Below are 16,155 nucleotides of genomic sequence, written 5' to 3' on the forward strand. Positions count from 1 at the left end.
AGTACGTCAACGGCGCGACCGGAATGTGTCTGGCCGTGGGCCAGGGAGAGGTGAGGGCCGGCAAGCCGGTGATCCAGTGGCCGTGCATCGGGACGCCGGCCCGCGTGGCGCCGCATCGCCAGGCGAAGACGTAGAAGGAGGTCAGGACGGCGCGTTTCCTGGCCACCGTCGCGTCCGCCAGGGACCTGCCCGGCCCGGCCTCGCCTCCGGGCAGGCGGCCGTCGAGCGCCGCGTCGCAGTAGCGGTCCACCTGTGGCCCGGTGACGGCGAGCAGGTCGGCGTCCGGCTCGGCGACGCGCAGCCAGCGCAGGAACGAGGCCATCTCCCGCAGGCGGACGCGGCGCGTGCCGGGGGAGGACCCGGCTTCGAGCCAGCCCGCCACGGTACGCCGGTCGCACGGGTCCAGCGCGTCCAGCAGGTCGACGTCGGCATGGCTCACCTCGCCGCCGTCACCGGGCCGGCGGCGCGGCCGTAATCCGGCGATCTGCCCGATGCTGGGAGCCCCGGCCACGGGGTCGGTCGTCGTCCGGAGTTCTTCAAGATCGCGGCGGCCCAGGTCGGGGAGACCAGTCATGATGTTGATCTTCTCATGGGGCGGCGACCGCCGTGGTCCGGCGCTCGGCTTCTTCCGGCACGCCGTAAATAGCCGGTTCGTCGCTGCCTTTTTGGCCGTTCTTGGCGGAGCCTTCGAGGGCGGGGGGTACGAAGGCTCCACCTCAACGTTCCAGAAAGAGGCCAGAAAGAGGCCAGAAGGGGAAACGCATGAGCACACCAGCGCACGTGATCAGGGCGCCCAACCATGTGCCGGCCGGGGTCTCCGAGAGCGGGGACGGGATCGTCGTCGGCGACGGCCCGGTCAGGGTGGACGCCTACATCGACTTCCTGTGCCCGTTCTGCCGGATGTTCGAGCAGGCGTCGGGGCCGGTCCTCAGCGACCTGGTGGCCGACCACGCGATCAGGCTGGTCTACCACCCGATGGGGTTCCTGGACGGATTGTCCACCAACCGCTACTCCTCCCGCGCGTCCGCCTCCTCCGGCTGCGCCTCCGACGGCGGCAGGTTCGTGCCGTACGCCGCCGCGCTCTTCGCCAACCAGCCTCCCGAGGGAGGTCCGGGGCTCACCGACGACGAGCTGGTCGAGCTCGGCGGCACGGTGGGGCTCGACATCCAGTCGTTCGGCGCGTGCGTGCACTCGGGCGCCTACCTGGACTGGACCGCGTACGTGACGGCCGAGGCCATCCGGCGCGGGGTGAGCGGAACGCCGACCGTCCTGGTGGAGGGCGTCGCCGTACCGGCCAATCCCCGCACGATCACCGTCGCGGTGGCGGCCGCCATGCCGTGATCCGGCGAGCGCTGCTTTGCATGGCCATGCATTGGTGTGTATATACTTCTGCTCGTGTCCAAGGTACTCACCTCCCTGCCTGTCGGTGAACGTGTCGGCATCGCCTTCTCCGGCGGCCTCGACACGTCGGTAGCGGTCGCGTGGATGCGCGAGAACGGTGCAGTGCCCTGCACCTACACCGCCGACATCGGCCAGTACGACGAGCCCGACATCGCCTCGGTGCCCGGTCGCGCCACCGCCTACGGGGCCGAGATCGCCCGGCTGGTCGACTGCCGGGCGGCCCTCGTCGAAGAGGGACTCGCGGCGCTGGCCTGCGGGGCCTTCCACATCCGCTCCGGCGGCCGCACCTACTTCAACACCACCCCGCTCGGGCGGGCCGTCACCGGCACCCTGCTGGTACGCGCGATGCTCGAGGACGACGTGTTGATCTGGGGCGACGGCTCCACCTTCAAGGGCAACGACATCGAGCGGTTCTACCGTTACGGCCTGCTCGCCAACCCCTCCCTGCGGATCTACAAGCCGTGGCTGGACGCCGACTTCGTCAGCGAGCTGGGCGGCCGCAAGGAGATGTCCGAGTGGCTGCTCGCCCGCGCCCTGCCGTACCGGGACAGCACGGAGAAGGCCTACTCCACCGACGCCAACATCTGGGGCGCCACCCACGAGGCCAAGGCGCTGGAGCACCTCGACGCGGGCATCGAGATCGTCGAGCCGATCATGGGCGTGCGGTTCTGGGACCCCGAGGTCGAGATCGCCGCCGAGGACGTGACGATCGGCTTCGAGCAGGGCCGGCCGGTGACGATCAACGGCAAGGAGTTCTCCTCCGCCGTCGACCTGGTGCTGGAGGCCAACGCCATCGGCGGCCGGCACGGCATGGGCATGTCCGACCAGATCGAGAACCGGATCATCGAGGCCAAGAGCCGCGGCATCTACGAGGCGCCGGGCATGGCCCTGCTGCACGCGGCGTACGAGCGGCTGGTCAACGCGATCCACAACGAGGACACCCTCGCCAGCTACCACATCGAGGGCCGGCGGCTGGGCCGGCTGATGTACGAGGGCCGCTGGCTGGACCCGCAGGCGCTGATGGTGCGCGAGTCACTGCAGCGCTGGGTCGGGACGGCGATCACCGGCGAGGTGACGCTGCGGCTGCGCCGCGGCGAGGACTACTCCGTCCTTGACACCTCCGGCCCGGCGTTCAGCTACCACCCGGACAAGCTGTCCATGGAGCGGACCGAGGACTCCGCCTTCGGGCCGGTCGACCGCATCGGCCAGCTCACCATGCGCAACCTCGACATCGCCGACTCGCGCGCCAAGCTGGAGCAGTACGCCAGGCTCGGCATGGTCGGAAGCCCGCAGACGACGCTGATCGGCACCCCGCCGGCGGCCACGACCGGGCTGATCGGCGCGATGCCCGAGGGCGGGGCCGAGGCGATCGCCTCCCGCGGGGAGGTCCCCGAGGACGACGAGCTGCTCGACCACGCCGCGATGGAGTCCGGGACGGACTGACCCGCACCCGGTCAGCGTCGGAGCGCGACCAGCTCGCCCTTGCCGACGTTGATCGTGGTGACGGTCATGTGCGGCTGCCGCAGGAGGAGGTCGTGCAGCGGGGCGATCTCCTCGGAATGGGACAGGGCGTTGTCGGCCACGAGCACGCCGCCCTGGCGCAGCACCCGGTAGGGGTGCGGCCACCAGGAGGCGTACTCGGTGCGTTCGGCGTCGAGGAAGAGCAGGTCCACCGCGCCGTCCGGCATGCGGGCGAGCGCGGTGCCGCCGTCCTCGACACGGAAGTCGACGTGGTCGGCCAGCCCCGCGTCGGTCACCGCGCGGCGGGCGTGCCCCTGGGCGTCGGCGTCGGTGTCGAGGCTGAGGACGTGCCCGCCGACCGCTCGGGCGGCGTCGGCCAGCCACAACGTCGACACGCCGCGCGACGTGCCGACCTCCACGATGATCCTGGCCCCGGTGCTCTGGGCCAGGAACCACAGGAACTCCCCGGCGTCGGGCTCCAGCACCCGCCACCGCTCCAGCCGGTCCTGCCGGGTGGCGTCGTGCCGGGCGGCGGCCTCGTTCAGCTCGGCGATCGTCTTTCGCAGCGTGACATCCATGGGCTGGATTCTGCCCCGCCTCCCTACGAGATGCCGCCACCGCGGAGATCGGCCCGCGCGTACTGGGCCACGCCGTCGCCGAACGACCAGTCGATCGACTCGTTCTCGGTGATCTTGACCAGGACGTTCCGCGGCTCGGTGCCCGCGTACTCCTCGGCCAGCTCGGCGATCCTGCGGTAGAGGGCCTGCTTCTGCTCCGCGGTGCGGCCGGAGCGCATGGTGACGGCGACGAACACGACGTCGTCGTCCCGGTGTACGCCGAGGTATTCGGCGCCGTAGCGGATCATGCTCCGCGTGCCGTCGTGGCCGGTCAGCACCTGGAACAGGTCGTCCGCGGGGATGCCGATGGCCTCGACCAGGGCGTCGTGCACGGCCCGGCCCAGGGCCTCCAGCCGCTTGTCGTCGGCACGGATCGCGTCAATGCGTACAAAGGGCATGTTCGTCCTCTCCAGGGGTGCGGTCAGTGGCGGGCGTGCCCGGCGAGCAGGCCGAGCGCGCCGCGACGGCCTGCGCGTACACCTCGGCGTCGCCCCTCCAGCGAGGTCCCGGGGCCGTCGAGCACCGTCTCGCCCCGGGTGCGCAACTCCTCGGCGCTGCGGCTGATCGCGGTCAGCGCGAGCTGGGGCTTGTCGCGGAAGTGGTGGTACATGCTGCCCTGGCCGGCTCCGGACCGCTGCTGGATGGCCTTGGGGGAGGTGCCCACGTAGCCGCGCTCCCACAGCAGTTCGCGGATGCTCTCGATGAGGCGTTCTCTCGTGTCCACGATCGCCATCGTACATACTAGTAGGTACAGAAGCGAGCGGCGTTTGCCTTCGAGCGCGCTCCAACGCCTAGCGTCATGGGCACACGGTTCCGAGCCCTGGAGGCAGCAGCATGATCGACGTCCCCACCCGGCACCTGGGCGAACTGGCGGTCTCCGCGCAAGGCCTGGGTTGCATGGGCATGAGTCACGGCTACGGCGCCGCGGACGACCCGCAGTCGATCGCGACGCTGCGCCACGCCCTCGACCTGGGGGTGACCTTCCTGGACACCTCCGACTTCTACGGCGTCGGGCACAACGAGCAGCTGATCGGACGGGCCATCGCGGGGCGCCGGGACGAGGTGGTGCTGGCCACGAAGTTCGGTTTCGCCAACCGCCTGGGCGAGCCCACCCGGATCCGCGGCGACGCCGCCTACGTGCGGCAGGCGTGCGAGGCGTCGCTGCGCCGGCTCGGGGTCGACCACATCGACCTCTACTACCAGCACCGGGTCGACCCGGAGGTGCCGATCGAGGAGACCGTCGGCGCCATGGCCGAGCTGGTAGCGGCCGGGAAGGTCCGCCACCTCGGGCTGTCCGAGGCCGGCGCGAGCACCATCCGGCGGGCGCACGCGGTGCACCCGATCGCCGCGTTGCAGAGCGAGTGGTCGCTGTGGACCCGCGACCTGGAGGCGGAGATCGCCCCGGTCTGCCGCGAGCTCGGCATCGGCCTGGTCCCGTTCTCGCCGCTCGGGCGCGGCTTCCTGACCGGCCGGTACAGCTCGGTCGAGGGGCTGGCGGAGACCGACGTGCGGCGCAGCCAGCCGCGGTTCGCCGACGGCAACCTCGAACGCAACCTGGCGATCGTCGCGAAGCTGAACGAGCTGGCCGCGGCGAGGGGAGTCACCGCCGGTCAGCTCGCCCTGGCGTGGGTGCAGCACCGGGGCGACGACGTGGTGCCGATCCCCGGCACCCGGCGGCAGCGGTACCTGGAGGAGAACCTCGCGGCCCTGGACATCGAGCTGTCGGCCGGGGACCTCGCCGCCATCGAGGCCGCCGCCCCGCCCGAGCAGGTCGCGGGCACCCGCTACGACGCGACGAGCCTCACCTTCGTCAACGGCTGAGCCCGCCGCGCCGCCCCACCCGGACCTGGCCCGCGCAGGTGGCCGCGGCGACGTTCACAGCGGTGGCCGTCTCACCTCCGGCCGGCGAGCGAGCCGGAGAGATCCCGGGAGACGTGAGGCTCGGCGGGTGCTCCGCGGCTGGGCCATGCGATGTCGTCAACGGCGAGAAACGGCTCGCCGGCCACCGTCGCGGGGGTTGCCCCGGTGAACGCCATGACATCGCGATGCAGGTGGGACTGGTCGGCGTAGCCGGAGTCGGCCGCGACCCGGGCCGCGCCCTCACCCGCGACCAGGCGGTGGGCGGCATGGTCGAAGCGGACCAGCTTCACCGCGCGCTTGGGCGGCAGGCCGAGCTGCGAGCGGAACCGGGACCACAGCCGCTTGCGGCTCCAGCCGATCTCGGCCGCGAGTCCGTCGACCCGGGCCAGGCCACGGCTGCCGACGATCCGCTGCCAGGCCCAGGCCACCTCCGGGTCCACCGGCGGCCCCGCAGCGTACCGGCGGGCGAGCAGCGCGTCCGTCAACGCGAAGCGATCCTGCCACGACGAGACATCGCCCAGTCGCTCGCGGATCCGTGACGCCTCCCGGCCCCACAGGTCGCCCAGGGACACGAGGGCGCCGTCGAGGTCGGCGGGGGAGGCGCCCAGGACCGCGCGGGCGATCACCGGGGACAGCCGCACCTGCAAGCACTCGACGTTCTCACCGCGCGCCCACACCGCGCCGCCGGATCCGATCCCGGGCCCGGCGACGATGCTTCCCCGCTGCTGCCGCCCGGCGGCATCGTCCACGACGGGCGAACCGGCGCCGAAGTCCAGAAGCAGCGTCACGGCCGGGTGCGGGACCATCCGGAGCGCGTCCAGGTCGTGGACACGGAACCCGGCCATGGTGACCCCGGCGACCCGGCTGGGCCGCCGCGGGCACGCGACGCCCCACACAGCCGTACCGTGCATGAACGTCCGCACCGTCTCATGCTAGTGGTATGTCGCTTGAACAGCCCGATGGCTACCGGCCGGCCCCTTGCCCGGCTCCCGCTTGAGCCGCTGAACGGCCTCGCCCAGGTCCCCGCGCACGAGTTCCGCGTTCCCATCGACCCGCTCCGAACGAGCGGGCGGAGGGAACATTCGTCCAATCCACCGGCGGGCACCGGCGGCGACAGTGGGCTCACGACTGTTTCCGACGGCGGTCCGTACGTGAACGGCGGCGTGCGCCACGCCGTACGGGCGGACTGAACGACAAGGAGGGTTGCCATGCGGATTCTCATCTCCGGCGCCAGCGTCGCCGGTCCGGTGCTGGCGTACTGGCTCACCAGGTACGGCTTCTCCGTCACCGTCGTCGAGCGCGCGCCGGCTCTGCGCAGGACCGGCGGCCACGCGGTCGACCTGTTCCGGCCCGCGATGAACATCTCGGAGAAGATGGGGGTGCTCCCGCGCGTGGAGGAGCGGGCCACCGGAGCGAACCGGATGACCGTCCACCGGGAGGGCGCTCGGCGTCCCGTCCGGGTGGACCTCTCCAAGATCTTCAGCGCCACCTCCGACCGGCACGTCGAGATCATGCGCGACGACCTGAGCGAGATCTTCTACGACGCCGCCCGCGACGACGTCGAGTACATCTTCGGCGACTCGATCACCGCGATCTCGCCCGATGGCGAGGTGCGGTTCGAGAACTGCGCGCCGCGCCGTTTCGACCTCGTCGTCGGCGCGGACGGGCTGCACTCCAACGTGCGCCGCCTCGTCTTCGGCGAGGAGTCCCGCTTCAGCGCCTTCGTCGGGGCCTACCTCGGGGTGCTGACCCTGCCCAACGCCTCCGGCCTCGACGGCGAGCTCCTCATGCACGTCGGCGTCGGCCGCACCGCCGGCATGTACGGCGCGCGGCACCTCGGCGACGCGCGGGCGTTGTTCCTGTTCCGGAGCGAGCGCGAGCTCGGCCACCACCACCGCGACGTGCCCCGGCAGAAGGAGCTGCTGCGCGGTGCGTTCGGCGGCATGCACCCTGAGGTGGACCGCTGGCTGGACGAGCTCGACCGCACCCCGGCGTTCTACTTCGACTCGATCACCCAGCTGCGCATGGACACCTGGTCGCGGGGGCGGGTGACGCTCGTCGGCGACGCGGGGTACTGCCCCGGCCCGGCCGTGGGCGGCAGCACCAGCCTGGCGGTCGTCGGGGCGTACGTCCTGGCGGGGGAGCTGGCGCGGGCGGGCGGTGACCACGAGCGGGCCTTCCCCGCCTACGAGCGCGCGATGGCGGAGTACGTGCGCGGCAGCCGCGCCGCCGCGCTGAGCGCGGCGAAGACCCTGATCCCCACGTCCCGCCTCGGCGTGCAGGGACTGGCTCAGGGCGCCCGCCTGATCTCCGCCCTGCCCGCGGGGCCCAGCCGCGCCCTCCTCCGCCTCACCACCAGGAGCGCACGCCTCCACAACGCCATGACCGTCGACGACTACCCACCCTTGCCCACCGCAGCAGGAGGCCGGGCCGGGGCTGATGGGCGGGAGCTGTACCCGTGACTTCCTGTTCACCGGGAGCGGAGCGTCGGGACGAGCGCGGCGACGGCGTCGAGGATGCGGTCGAGCCCGTGCCGGAAGCGCTCGTCGGGGGCGAGGTGGGCGGTGCGGGACTCGACAACCGATCGGCTGAACAGCGGGAAGGCGCCGGATTCGACCACCTGGCGCACGTACGGTCCCATGTAGTCCCGCTTCCAGCGTTCGGGGTCCAGGCCGGTACGGCTGGCCTCCTCCAGCCAGCCGATCTCGCGGCGGATCGCGCTGTGGATGTAGTCGTCGACCATGCCGACGAATCCGGTGATGTCGTCGATGTCGAGTCCCATCCGGTCGAAGGCGGCGAGCGCGAACTCGTGCACGCGCAGCAGGTGGGGTCCCAGCGTCGGCCGGCTGGTGAGCAGCCCGATCAGCCAGGGATGGCGTAGACCCGCGGCGCGGATCCGCCAGGCCAGCAGCGTCAGGTCGGATCGCCAGTCACCGGATGGGCCGTCAGGCAGTTCGATCTCGCCCATCACCAGGTCGATCATGAGGTCGGACAGGTCGTCGCGCCGGGGCACGTAGCGGTAGAGCGACATGGCGCCGGTGCCCAGGTCGCACGCGATCCGCCGCATCGTGGCGGCTTCCAGCCCTTCGGCGTCGGCGATCCGGACGGCCGTCCGGGTGATCTGCTCGCGGCTGTAGCCGGGGCGCCGTCCCGGTCCGGAACGCTCGTGCCGCTCCGGCCGCGTCCAGATGCTCATCGGTTCCTGGTCGGCCATGCGCACCTCCTCCCTCATTTGCGTACATCGTACCTGAATGACTATGGTCCGTTTCGAGTACGCAGTACGCGAAACAGCGCACCCTGTTCAGTCCGCCGAGACCTTTCACGATCGCCGGCGGGCACCGAAAGGCATGATCATGATGAGATTGACCGGAAAGACGGCGCTGGTGACCGGCGCGAGCCGAGGGATCGGCCGCGCGATCGCCACCCGGCTGGCCCGCGAAGGCGCTCGCGTCGCCGTGCACTACGGCAGCAACCACGCGGCCGCCGAGGACACCGTCGCCGCCGTCGAAGCGGCCGGCGGACGGGCCTTCGCCGTCCAGGCCGAGCTGGGCGCGCCAGGCGACGCCGAAGCCCTGTGGGCCGGCTTCGACGCCCACGCCGACGGGCTGGACATCCTGGTCAACAACGCGGGCGTCCTCGGCGGCCAGAGCGAGATCGACGGTGTCACCCGGGAGGGCTTCCAGCGCCTGTTCGCCGTCAACACCGCGGCCCCGTTCTTCATCACCCAGCTCGCCCTGCCGCGGCTGCGCGACGGCGGGCGGATAGTCACCGTGGGCACGATGCTGACCCGGGGCGCGGCCATGCCCCGGGCGATCGACTACGCCATGTCCAAGGCCGCGCTCGACGTCATGACCACCGCCCTGGCCAAGCAGCTAGGGCCACGCGGCATCACGGTCAACCTCGTGGCCCCCGGCGTCATCGACACCGACATGCACCAAGGACGCCTGGTCGGCGAGGCCCTGGCCTGGCTGTCGTCGCAGACGCCCCTCGGGCGGCTGGGCACGCCCGAGGACGTGGCCGACACCGTCGCCTTCCTGGCCTCCGACGACAGCCGCTACATCACCGGACACCGCCTGGACGTCTCAGGCGGGACGACGATGTAGCCTCCGCTGCCGCGCATCGGCTCCCGGCGGCGCCGTCGGGCTCCATGAGCATGCCGCGCGACCCCAGCCGCGCGCTGGTCACGGGTGGTGCCAGCTGTGCAGCTTGTCGGGGTTCAGCACGATCCACACGGCGGTGACCCCGGTACCGTCGACGCTCACGCTGACCGCCCCCACCGCCCGGCCGTCCCGGCGCAGCACCAGACCCGTCCGGCCGTTCACGGACTCGACGGCCACGACCGGCCCCGGGCGGCCGGCCAGCAACGCCGTGACGAAGCGGGCGACCGCGGCCGCGCCGTGGGTCGGGTGGGCGGCGGCGCGCACCCGGCCGCCGCCATCGCTCACCGCCACCGCGTCGGCGGCCAGCACCGCCTTCAGCGCGCCTGCGTCTCCCGCGCCGCACGCCGCGGCGAAACGGCGCACGACGCGGTCGTGGCCTTCCACCATGGCGGGGTCGCGTGGTGCCGGACCGGCGACAGGATCGGGCCGGCGAACGGGGACGCCGGTCACGGGCGGCGCCGCCGAGCGGGGTTCCGGGACGCCCGAGGCGAGCGAGCTCAGGCAGATGCCCTGCGCCACCCGGGTCAGCCAGGCACGCGGCACCGCGATGCCGGCGCGTTCGTCGTCGCCGAGGGCGTACCACCGGCGGTAGGTCTCGCGGACGACGCGGTCGGCCATGGCGGCGGAGCCCGACATCCGCCCCGCGATGTCCAGCAGGTGCTGCCGTTCCTCCAGCATCTCCACCAGGGAGACGGCGCCCGGGTCGGTCATGGCCGGCCGCCTCAGCGGGTACTGATCTTGGCGGGGTTCATCATCCACAGCACCTGGTCGATGCCCTCGCCGGAGGCGTTGACCGTCAGCACCGTGAACACCTGGCCGTCGCGGCGCAGCACGGCGGCCGACTGGCCGTTCACGCTGCCCCACTCCACCTCGACCCCGGCCCAGAAGCGGTCCGCGAACGCTCTGACGTACTTCGCCACGCGAGGCCCGCCCACGACGGGGATGCGAGAGGCCCGGACGGCGCCGCCGCCGTCGGAGTAGCTGATCGCGTCCGCCGCGAGGAGCTCCTCCAGCGTGGCGAGGTCGCCGGAACGGGCGGCGGCGACGAAGGCGGTGAGCAGCCTGCGCTGCTCGGCCCCGGTCACCGGCGCGCGGCGCCCGGAGAGCAGGTGCTTGCGGGCCCTGCTGACGAGCTGCCGGGCCGCCACCTCGCTGACCTGGATGATGTCGGCGATCTGCCGATAGGGGTAGTCGAACGCCTCGCGCAGCACGTACGCCGCCCGTTCGGTCGGCGTGAGCCGCTCCAGCAGGAGCAGGACCGCGAAGCCGAGGGCTTCGCCGCGCTCGGCGCCGAGGTACGGGTCGGCGCTGGTGTCGACCGGCTCGGGCAGCCACGGGCCGATGTACGTCTCGCGGCGGACCCGGGCCGACTGCAGAGCGTTGATGGCCAGCCGCGTGGTCACCGTCGCCAGGAACGCCGCCGGGTCGGCCACGGTGTCGCGGTCGCACGCCTGCCAGCGCAGCCAGACCTCCTGGACCAGGTCCTCGGCCTCGGTGGAGCTGCTCAGCATCCGGTACGCGATCCCGAACAGGCGCGGCCGCACGCCGGCGAAGACGCCTGCGGCCTGGTCGAGGCCGCCCGGCTCACCGGAGTGGTTCCTCGCCGGTCCGGAATCCCCCATGATGATCACCCCTGTCCGCCGGATGGACCTGCCCAGCCTTTCACGTGCCCGTCCGGCGGTCTCGACGCCACCGGCGGCGCGGCCTGCATCGCCAGCGGCGGCGCGGCCTGTATCGCCGCGGGTCAGGACGGGCGAGGGGCGCGGCGCTCGCGACGCTGCGCGAGCTCTTCGTCGCCGACCAGGGTGAGCATCGGCATGCCGGGCTCGCACAGCATCGTGACGGTGAAACGGAGCGGGACGTCGTCGCGGTTGTTTCCGTCCTGGTAGTGGATGACGTCGCCACCCGGCTCCCAGAACGCCTCGCCGGCGCGTACGACCCTCTCCGGCCGGCCTTCTATCTCCAGCAGCATCTCGCCTTCCACCACGTAGCCGAACGCCGGGCCGGAGTGCCGGTGCGGCGGCGTGCCGGGGTCACCGGGCGGGAACTCGACGACCACGGTCATCGCGTGCGCTCCCGCCGGGATGAACGGCGGCTCAGCCTCCTGCAGCACGGTGAGCGCCGTCTGCCACGCGGTCGATCGGGACGTGGGCTCGGAGCCGGACATGATGTGCCTCCTTGAGGAATCTGACGCGTCAGCCGCCGGCCGCGGTCCGGCCCAGCCAGTCGGCGTACGTGATCTCGCCGAGAACGGCGCCGTCGCCCGGCACCAGGGTCCGCTCGGTCAGCTCGGCCCCGAAGTAACGCGCGTGCGGGTCCGTGACCACCTCACGCGGGTCGCCCATGGCGGCCAGGGCGTCGCGGAAGAACTCGTCCATCCGGAACCGCTGCGGCCCGGCGATCTCGACCCTGCCGTTCAACGGCGTCCCCACCGCGATCCTGCCGACCTGCCGGGCGACGTCGTCGCCCGCGATGGGCTGGAAGAGCACCGACGCGATCCGCACCGTGTCACCGTCCGCGGCGGTGTCGGCGATGCTCCGGACGAACTCGAAGAACTGCGTCGCGTGCACGAGCGAGAACGGGATCGACGACTTCTCGATCAGCCGCTCCTGAGCGATCTTCGCCCGGAAGTAGCCGATCTCGGGGTGCCGTTCGGTTCCCACGACCGACAGCGCGACATGATGCCCGACGCCCGCCGCCGCCTCGGCGGCGAGCAGGTTGCCCGTGGAGGTCTCGAAGAACTCCATCACCGCGCGGTCCTCGAAGGACGGGGAGTTGGACACGTCGATCACCACGGAGGCGCCGGTCAGGGCCTCGGCCAGTCCTTCGCCGGTGAGGGTGTTGACGCCGGTGCCGGGCGCCGCGGCCACCGCCTCGTGGCCGTGCTCGCCGAGCGTCGTCACGAGCTTCGACCCGATCAGGCCGGTGCCGCCGATCACCACGATCTTCATGAGAAGCCTTCCTGTACGCCGGGGCCTCGATTGCCGTCCGGTCACCAGCTAAGACCAGACAGCACTCCCGCCTGTGACAGCTCCGATGAAAGGTCTTATAAAGTCGCTGATCCCGGCACCGAGGTGTCACAGACCGGGATGCTGCGCTGTCTTGCCGGCTGAACGGACTGCCATGGACAGACAGGAGCAAGACCGTGCCACCAGCGATCCGGGTGCGGATGAGCGCACGGGCGATCGACGAGCCCCACCGCGCCTCAAGCCCGCTGGAGCTGCTGTTCGACCTCACCTTCGTGGTGGCGGTCGCCGCCGCCACCGCCCAGCTGGCCCATGACGTCGCCGACGGTCACGGCCTGGCCCGGCTGGTGCTGTTCCTGCAGGTGTTCTTCGCGATCTGGTGGGCGTGGATGAACTTCACCTGGTTCGCCTCGTCGTACGACACCGACGACGTCCCCTACCGGTTGCTGACGATGGTGCAGATGGGCGGCGTGCTCGTCCTGGCCGCCGGGGTGCCGGCCGCCGCTGTGCACTCCGACTTCCGCGCCGTCACGATCGGTTATCTGATCATGAGGATCGCGCTGGTCGCCCAATGGGTGCGGGCCGGCGTCGAGGATGCGGCCGGCCGCCGTACCGCGCTGCGGTACGCCGTGGGGATCACCGTCGCGCAGGCGGGCTGGGTAGTGCGCCTGGTCCTGGCCGAGACGGGCGCGTTGCCGTCGCCGGCCGCGCTGCCGTTGTTCGTCGCGCTGGTCGTCCTGGAGCTCGCGGTGCCGCTCTGGGCGGAACGGACCAGACCGACCACCTGGCATCCGCACCACATCGCCGAGCGCTACGGCCTGTTCACGATCATCCTGCTCGGCGAGAGCGTCCTCGCCGCGACGCGAGGCGTCGAAGGGGCGCTCGAAGCGGCCCGTACGAGCGCTCCCCTCGTCGTCATGGCCGTGTCCGGACTCGTCCTGCTGTTCGCGCTCTGGTGGCTGTACTTCCTCACCCCGGCGGGCGAGGGTCTCGGCGACCGCCGCCATCGGTCCTACCTGTGGGGGTACGGCCACTACGGTCTCTTCGCGGCCCTGGCCGCCCTCGGCGCCGGACTCGAGGTCGCGGCCGAGCAGACGGGGCACGACGTCAAGGCGTCCCCCCTCGCCATCTGCTACGCCGTCGCGATCCCGACCGCGGTGTTCCTCGTCCTGCTGGGGGTGGTCCACGCTCCCATCGCGGCCAAGCCCGTGCCCCGTCCCGTCGCGGCCCTGGGCTGCGCCGTCGTCATCCTGCTCCTGCCGCTGACGGCGTCGCAGGCAGGGGTGCCCGCCGTGGTCGCGGCGATCGCGGCCGCCTGCGTCGTGCTGACCGTCCTCACTGTCGGCGCGGGACGCGGCGGCGAGTAGGGGGAGGGGCGGGCGTCATGTCAGGCGCCCGTGTCAGGGCGTACGGCCCGCCCTCCTGGCCCGGTAGGCGCTGGCTTTGGCGCGGTTCTGGCACGACAGGTCGCAGAAGCGGCGTGAGGCGTTGCGTGTGGTGTCGAAGAACACCAGCGAGCATGTGCCCGCCCGACAGGCGCCGAGCCGGGCCGACTGACCCACGCCGATGACCATGGCCAGCGCCGTGCCCATGTCCGCGGCCCACGCGTCGACGAGCGTCGCGTCAGCCGGGTGGAAGGCGAGCACGGGCGGCTGATCGGGGTGACCGTGCAGGTTGGGCACGGCCCGGTGCCGGATCAGGAGGTCGTTGAGCCGCGTGGCGGCGCCGTGGATGCCGGCGTCCGCGCCGAACACCGGGCGCAGCTCGGCGGCGACCTCCGCCAGCCCGTCGGCGTCGGCGCCGGTGAGCGCGGCGGACGCGGGCAGCCGGGCGGTGAGCGCGGCGAGCCGTTCCGCGCCCGATTGCGGCGGGGAGACGGCCCGGCCGTGCGCCGTGGTGACGGCCAGACAGTTCACCAGGAGGACCGCGAGCTCCACCCACCTGCCAACATAACTGTCTATTTCGAGTTGACCAGTGATGCGCCATGGATCTATCGTCACCGTCATAGCCTATATAGACAGTGAGGACTTTGATGACGTCCAGATCGCTCGCGCGCCACATGTGGCATCAGATCGAGCCGGTGCACGCGACGCTCTACTTCAGCCCCCACGCGTTCGAGGAGGCGGCGGAGCTCGGCTACGACGTCGGATCGCGCTGGCCGAGCTACTTCGCCTGGCGTACGGCCCCGATGGGCGCCGCCGGCCCGAGACTGGTGGCCGCCACCTTCTACAGCTTCAGCCCCTCGATGATCGCCGAGTACGTGCCCGCCGTCTGGGCCGTCGCGACACCGCGGCAGGTGCTCGACGCCCGGCGGCGGGCGGTGGACCGCACGCTCCGCGCGCTGTACGCGGAGGCGGGCGCTCTGGAGGAGGCGGCCGAACTGGCGGTCAAGGCGGCGCAGAGCGCCGAGCTCGCTCACCGGCCGCTGGCCGCGGCCAACCTCGACCTGCCCTGGCCGGACGAGCCGCACCTGGCCCTGTGGCAGGCGTACACGGTGCTGCGCGAGCACCGCGGCGACGGGCACCTGACCGCCCTGAGCGCCGCCGGCCTGGACGCCTGCGAGGCGCTGGTCTCCTTCGCCTCCGTCGGGGCCGCCCCGGACGCCGGCTTCGCCGGACGGGGCTGGAGCGCCGAGGAGTGGGCCGCCGCGCGGGAACGGCTGGCGGCCCGCGGCCTCGTCGACGCCGATGGCAGGGCCACCCCGGCCGGGCACGCCCTGCGTGACCAGGTGGAGCGGCTCACCGACGAGCTGGCCGCCGGACCGTGGCAGGCGCTGGGCGAGGCGGGAGCCGAGCGCCTGGCCGAGCTCAACCGTCCCCTGCTGGGTGCCGTGTTCGAGGCGGGGCTGCTGCCGATGACGAGCACCCTGGGCATCGGCAAGGTGCGGGTGCCCGCGTGAACCTCGAACGCCTCACCGGCCAGGACGCGCTCGCCCGTGCCGCCCACCTGGTGCGGATCTACCGGTCCGCGTTCGGCGAGCCGCCCTGGTGCGAGGACGGGCGCGCCGCCGACGCCTTCGCCGAGCGGCTGAGCACGGACGTCCACCGCCCGGGGTTCACGGCGGTCCTGGCGCACGACCACGGCGAGCCCGCGGGTTTCGGGACGGCATGGCGCACCCGGAGCCCCTTCCCCGTGGGCCGCTCCTACGACCTCGTCCGCGCCGAGCTCGGCGACGCGGTGGAGACCCGCCTGGTGGGAGCGCTGGAGGTGGACGAGCTGGCGGTGAGCCCGCACGCGCGCGGTCAGGGCCTGGCCGGACGCATCCTCGACCTGCTGCGCGACGGCGACGACGCCTGCTGGCTGCTCACCGCTCCGCGAGCGGTCGACGCGATCAGGCTCTACGAGCGGCTCGGCTGGCGGCGTCTGACCGCCCCCGAGGCTGGCATCGTGGTGTTCGCAACCACGGGATCCGCCGGCGCCGGCTGCCGCGAAGCCGCCGGGCCGACGCGTTCAAGCCGCGTGGTGGCGGTACCAGTCGAGGGTCGCGGCGATGCCGTCGGCGTGCGGGGTGACCTTGACCGGGCCGAATGCCTTGCGGAAGGCTGAGTCGTCGGCGACGAAGGGGCGGTCGCGCTGGTACCAGGTCTCGCCGAGTGCGCGAACGGTCGGGTTGAACAGTCCGATGAGGCGCTGCATTCCCCGGCCGAGTCCGGCGATGTTCGGCTTGTCTTCGGTGGCGGCTCGTACGAG

The 16,155-nt window shown here is 72.2% G+C and carries 19 protein-coding genes; 8 read left to right on the top strand and 11 right to left on the bottom strand.

All coding sequences use genetic code 11. The annotated features are described in order from the left end of the window. The coding region (locus tag ABZS51_RS39260; RefSeq protein WP_355452434.1) for a hypothetical protein at positions 1-574 on the bottom strand (574 nt) is incomplete at its 3' end. A gap of 188 nt (positions 575-762) precedes the next feature. Here ABZS51_RS39260 and ABZS51_RS39265 point away from each other — a divergent pair. Further along, positions 763-1,341 (top strand): thioredoxin domain-containing protein, encoded by a 579-nt coding sequence (locus tag ABZS51_RS39265; protein ID WP_355452437.1) that lies wholly within the window; start codon positions 763-765, stop codon positions 1,339-1,341. Positions 1,342-1,395: 54 nt separating this feature from the next. Continuing rightward, on the top strand, positions 1,396-2,844 hold the full coding sequence (argG, locus tag ABZS51_RS39270) for an argininosuccinate synthase (RefSeq protein WP_310713873.1): 1,449 nt from the start codon (positions 1,396-1,398) through the stop codon (positions 2,842-2,844). A gap of 11 nt (positions 2,845-2,855) precedes the next feature. Here argG and ABZS51_RS39275 read toward each other — a convergent pair whose 3' ends face one another. The 3 genes from ABZS51_RS39275 to ABZS51_RS39285 are packed head-to-tail and all read right to left on the bottom strand — an operon-like array spanning position 2,856 to position 4,203. Beyond that, a complete protein-coding gene (locus ABZS51_RS39275; protein ID WP_355452440.1) occupies positions 2,856-3,440 on the bottom strand; it encodes a class I SAM-dependent methyltransferase in 585 nt (194 codons plus the stop codon). A gap of 23 nt (positions 3,441-3,463) precedes the next feature. Further along, positions 3,464-3,877, bottom strand: a complete 414-nt coding sequence (locus ABZS51_RS39280; RefSeq protein ID WP_310713877.1) for a tautomerase family protein — start codon at positions 3,875-3,877, stop codon at positions 3,464-3,466. Positions 3,878-3,900: 23 nt separating this feature from the next. Continuing rightward, positions 3,901-4,203 carry a TetR/AcrR family transcriptional regulator gene (locus tag ABZS51_RS39285; protein ID WP_355452443.1) on the bottom strand — a complete coding sequence of 101 codons (303 nt, stop codon included), beginning with the start codon at positions 4,201-4,203 and terminating at the stop codon, positions 3,901-3,903. Positions 4,204-4,313: 110 nt separating this feature from the next. Between ABZS51_RS39285 and ABZS51_RS39290 the strand changes: the two genes are divergently transcribed. Further along, the gene (locus ABZS51_RS39290) at positions 4,314-5,300 is read left to right on the top strand and encodes an aldo/keto reductase (protein WP_355452446.1); all 987 of its coding nucleotides are present in this window, start codon (positions 4,314-4,316) and stop codon (positions 5,298-5,300) included. Positions 5,301-5,371: 71 nt separating this feature from the next. On the opposite strand, the gene ABZS51_RS39295 is transcribed toward ABZS51_RS39290, so the two are convergent. Then, on the bottom strand, positions 5,372-6,262 hold the full coding sequence (locus ABZS51_RS39295; RefSeq protein WP_355452449.1) for a helix-turn-helix domain-containing protein: 891 nt from the start codon (positions 6,260-6,262) through the stop codon (positions 5,372-5,374). Positions 6,263-6,547: 285 nt separating this feature from the next. Between ABZS51_RS39295 and ABZS51_RS39300 the strand changes: the two genes are divergently transcribed. Further along, positions 6,548-7,801 carry an FAD-dependent monooxygenase gene (locus tag ABZS51_RS39300; protein ID WP_355452453.1) on the top strand — a complete coding sequence of 418 codons (1,254 nt, stop codon included), beginning with the start codon at positions 6,548-6,550 and terminating at the stop codon, positions 7,799-7,801. Positions 7,802-7,809: 8 nt separating this feature from the next. Here the strand turns inward: ABZS51_RS39300 and ABZS51_RS39305 are convergent, their stop codons facing one another. Next, the gene (locus tag ABZS51_RS39305; RefSeq protein ID WP_355452456.1) at positions 7,810-8,553 is read right to left on the bottom strand and encodes a TetR/AcrR family transcriptional regulator; all 744 of its coding nucleotides are present in this window, start codon (positions 8,551-8,553) and stop codon (positions 7,810-7,812) included. A gap of 142 nt (positions 8,554-8,695) precedes the next feature. On the opposite strand from ABZS51_RS39305, the gene ABZS51_RS39310 reads away from it, so the two are divergent. Further along, entirely contained in the window at positions 8,696-9,442 is a 747-nt protein-coding gene (locus ABZS51_RS39310; protein ID WP_355452484.1) for an SDR family oxidoreductase, read from the top strand. A gap of 78 nt (positions 9,443-9,520) precedes the next feature. Here ABZS51_RS39310 and ABZS51_RS39315 read toward each other — a convergent pair whose 3' ends face one another. The 4 genes from ABZS51_RS39315 to ABZS51_RS39330 all read right to left on the bottom strand — a co-directional run bounded on the left by ABZS51_RS39315 (position 9,521) and on the right by ABZS51_RS39330 (position 12,450). Further along, on the bottom strand, positions 9,521-10,210 hold the full coding sequence (locus ABZS51_RS39315; protein ID WP_355452459.1) for a hypothetical protein: 690 nt from the start codon (positions 10,208-10,210) through the stop codon (positions 9,521-9,523). Positions 10,211-10,221: 11 nt separating this feature from the next. Then, positions 10,222-11,121, bottom strand: coding sequence for an RNA polymerase sigma-70 factor (locus ABZS51_RS39320; protein WP_355452462.1), 900 nt, complete (start codon positions 11,119-11,121; stop codon positions 10,222-10,224). Positions 11,122-11,243: 122 nt separating this feature from the next. After that, on the bottom strand, positions 11,244-11,666 hold the full coding sequence (locus tag ABZS51_RS39325; protein WP_355452465.1) for a cupin domain-containing protein: 423 nt from the start codon (positions 11,664-11,666) through the stop codon (positions 11,244-11,246). A gap of 28 nt (positions 11,667-11,694) precedes the next feature. After that, positions 11,695-12,450, bottom strand: a complete 756-nt coding sequence (locus ABZS51_RS39330) for an SDR family oxidoreductase (RefSeq protein WP_355452468.1) — start codon at positions 12,448-12,450, stop codon at positions 11,695-11,697. Positions 12,451-12,644: 194 nt separating this feature from the next. Between ABZS51_RS39330 and ABZS51_RS39335 the strand changes: the two genes are divergently transcribed. Further along, the gene (locus ABZS51_RS39335; RefSeq protein WP_355452471.1) at positions 12,645-13,832 is read left to right on the top strand and encodes a low temperature requirement protein A; all 1,188 of its coding nucleotides are present in this window, start codon (positions 12,645-12,647) and stop codon (positions 13,830-13,832) included. Between the two features lie 33 nt (positions 13,833-13,865). On the opposite strand, the gene ABZS51_RS39340 is transcribed toward ABZS51_RS39335, so the two are convergent. Beyond that, positions 13,866-14,402 carry a CGNR zinc finger domain-containing protein gene (locus ABZS51_RS39340; RefSeq protein WP_355452475.1) on the bottom strand — a complete coding sequence of 179 codons (537 nt, stop codon included), beginning with the start codon at positions 14,400-14,402 and terminating at the stop codon, positions 13,866-13,868. 95 nt (positions 14,403-14,497) lie between these two features. Between ABZS51_RS39340 and ABZS51_RS39345 the strand changes: the two genes are divergently transcribed. Together ABZS51_RS39345 and ABZS51_RS39350 are read left to right on the top strand one after the other, a co-directional pair. Beyond that, entirely contained in the window at positions 14,498-15,364 is an 867-nt protein-coding gene (locus tag ABZS51_RS39345; protein WP_355452478.1) for a hypothetical protein, read from the top strand. Further along, positions 15,361-16,011, top strand: coding sequence for a GNAT family N-acetyltransferase (locus ABZS51_RS39350; protein WP_355452481.1), 651 nt, complete (start codon positions 15,361-15,363; stop codon positions 16,009-16,011). The genes ABZS51_RS39345 and ABZS51_RS39350 overlap by 4 nt, the downstream gene beginning before the upstream one ends. The last annotated feature ends 144 nt before the right edge of the window (positions 16,012-16,155 follow it).

The sequence above is a fragment of the Nonomuraea sp. NPDC005501 genome, assembly GCF_040605905.1.
Classification (GTDB): Bacteria; Actinomycetota; Actinomycetes; order Streptosporangiales; family Streptosporangiaceae; genus Nonomuraea.

Coding starts and splice junctions, on each gene's coding strand:
- ABZS51_RS39265 (WP_355452437.1), top strand. CDS start 763: ATGAGCACACCAGCGCACGTGATCAGGGCGCCCAACCATGTGCCGGCC.
- ABZS51_RS39275 (WP_355452440.1), bottom strand. CDS start 3,440: ATGGATGTCACGCTGCGAAAGACGATCGCCGAGCTGAACGAGGCCGCC.
- ABZS51_RS39280 (WP_310713877.1), bottom strand. CDS start 3,877: ATGCCCTTTGTACGCATTGACGCGATCCGTGCCGACGACAAGCGGCTG.
- ABZS51_RS39290 (WP_355452446.1), top strand. CDS start 4,314: ATGATCGACGTCCCCACCCGGCACCTGGGCGAACTGGCGGTCTCCGCG.
- ABZS51_RS39300 (WP_355452453.1), top strand. CDS start 6,548: ATGCGGATTCTCATCTCCGGCGCCAGCGTCGCCGGTCCGGTGCTGGCG.
- ABZS51_RS39305 (WP_355452456.1), bottom strand. CDS start 8,553: ATGGCCGACCAGGAACCGATGAGCATCTGGACGCGGCCGGAGCGGCAC.
- ABZS51_RS39310 (WP_355452484.1), top strand. CDS start 8,696: ATGAGATTGACCGGAAAGACGGCGCTGGTGACCGGCGCGAGCCGAGGG.
- ABZS51_RS39315 (WP_355452459.1), bottom strand. CDS start 10,210: ATGACCGACCCGGGCGCCGTCTCCCTGGTGGAGATGCTGGAGGAACGG.
- ABZS51_RS39320 (WP_355452462.1), bottom strand. CDS start 11,121: ATGGGGGATTCCGGACCGGCGAGGAACCACTCCGGTGAGCCGGGCGGC.
- ABZS51_RS39325 (WP_355452465.1), bottom strand. CDS start 11,666: ATGTCCGGCTCCGAGCCCACGTCCCGATCGACCGCGTGGCAGACGGCG.
- ABZS51_RS39330 (WP_355452468.1), bottom strand. CDS start 12,450: ATGAAGATCGTGGTGATCGGCGGCACCGGCCTGATCGGGTCGAAGCTC.
- ABZS51_RS39345 (WP_355452478.1), top strand. CDS start 14,498: ATGACGTCCAGATCGCTCGCGCGCCACATGTGGCATCAGATCGAGCCG.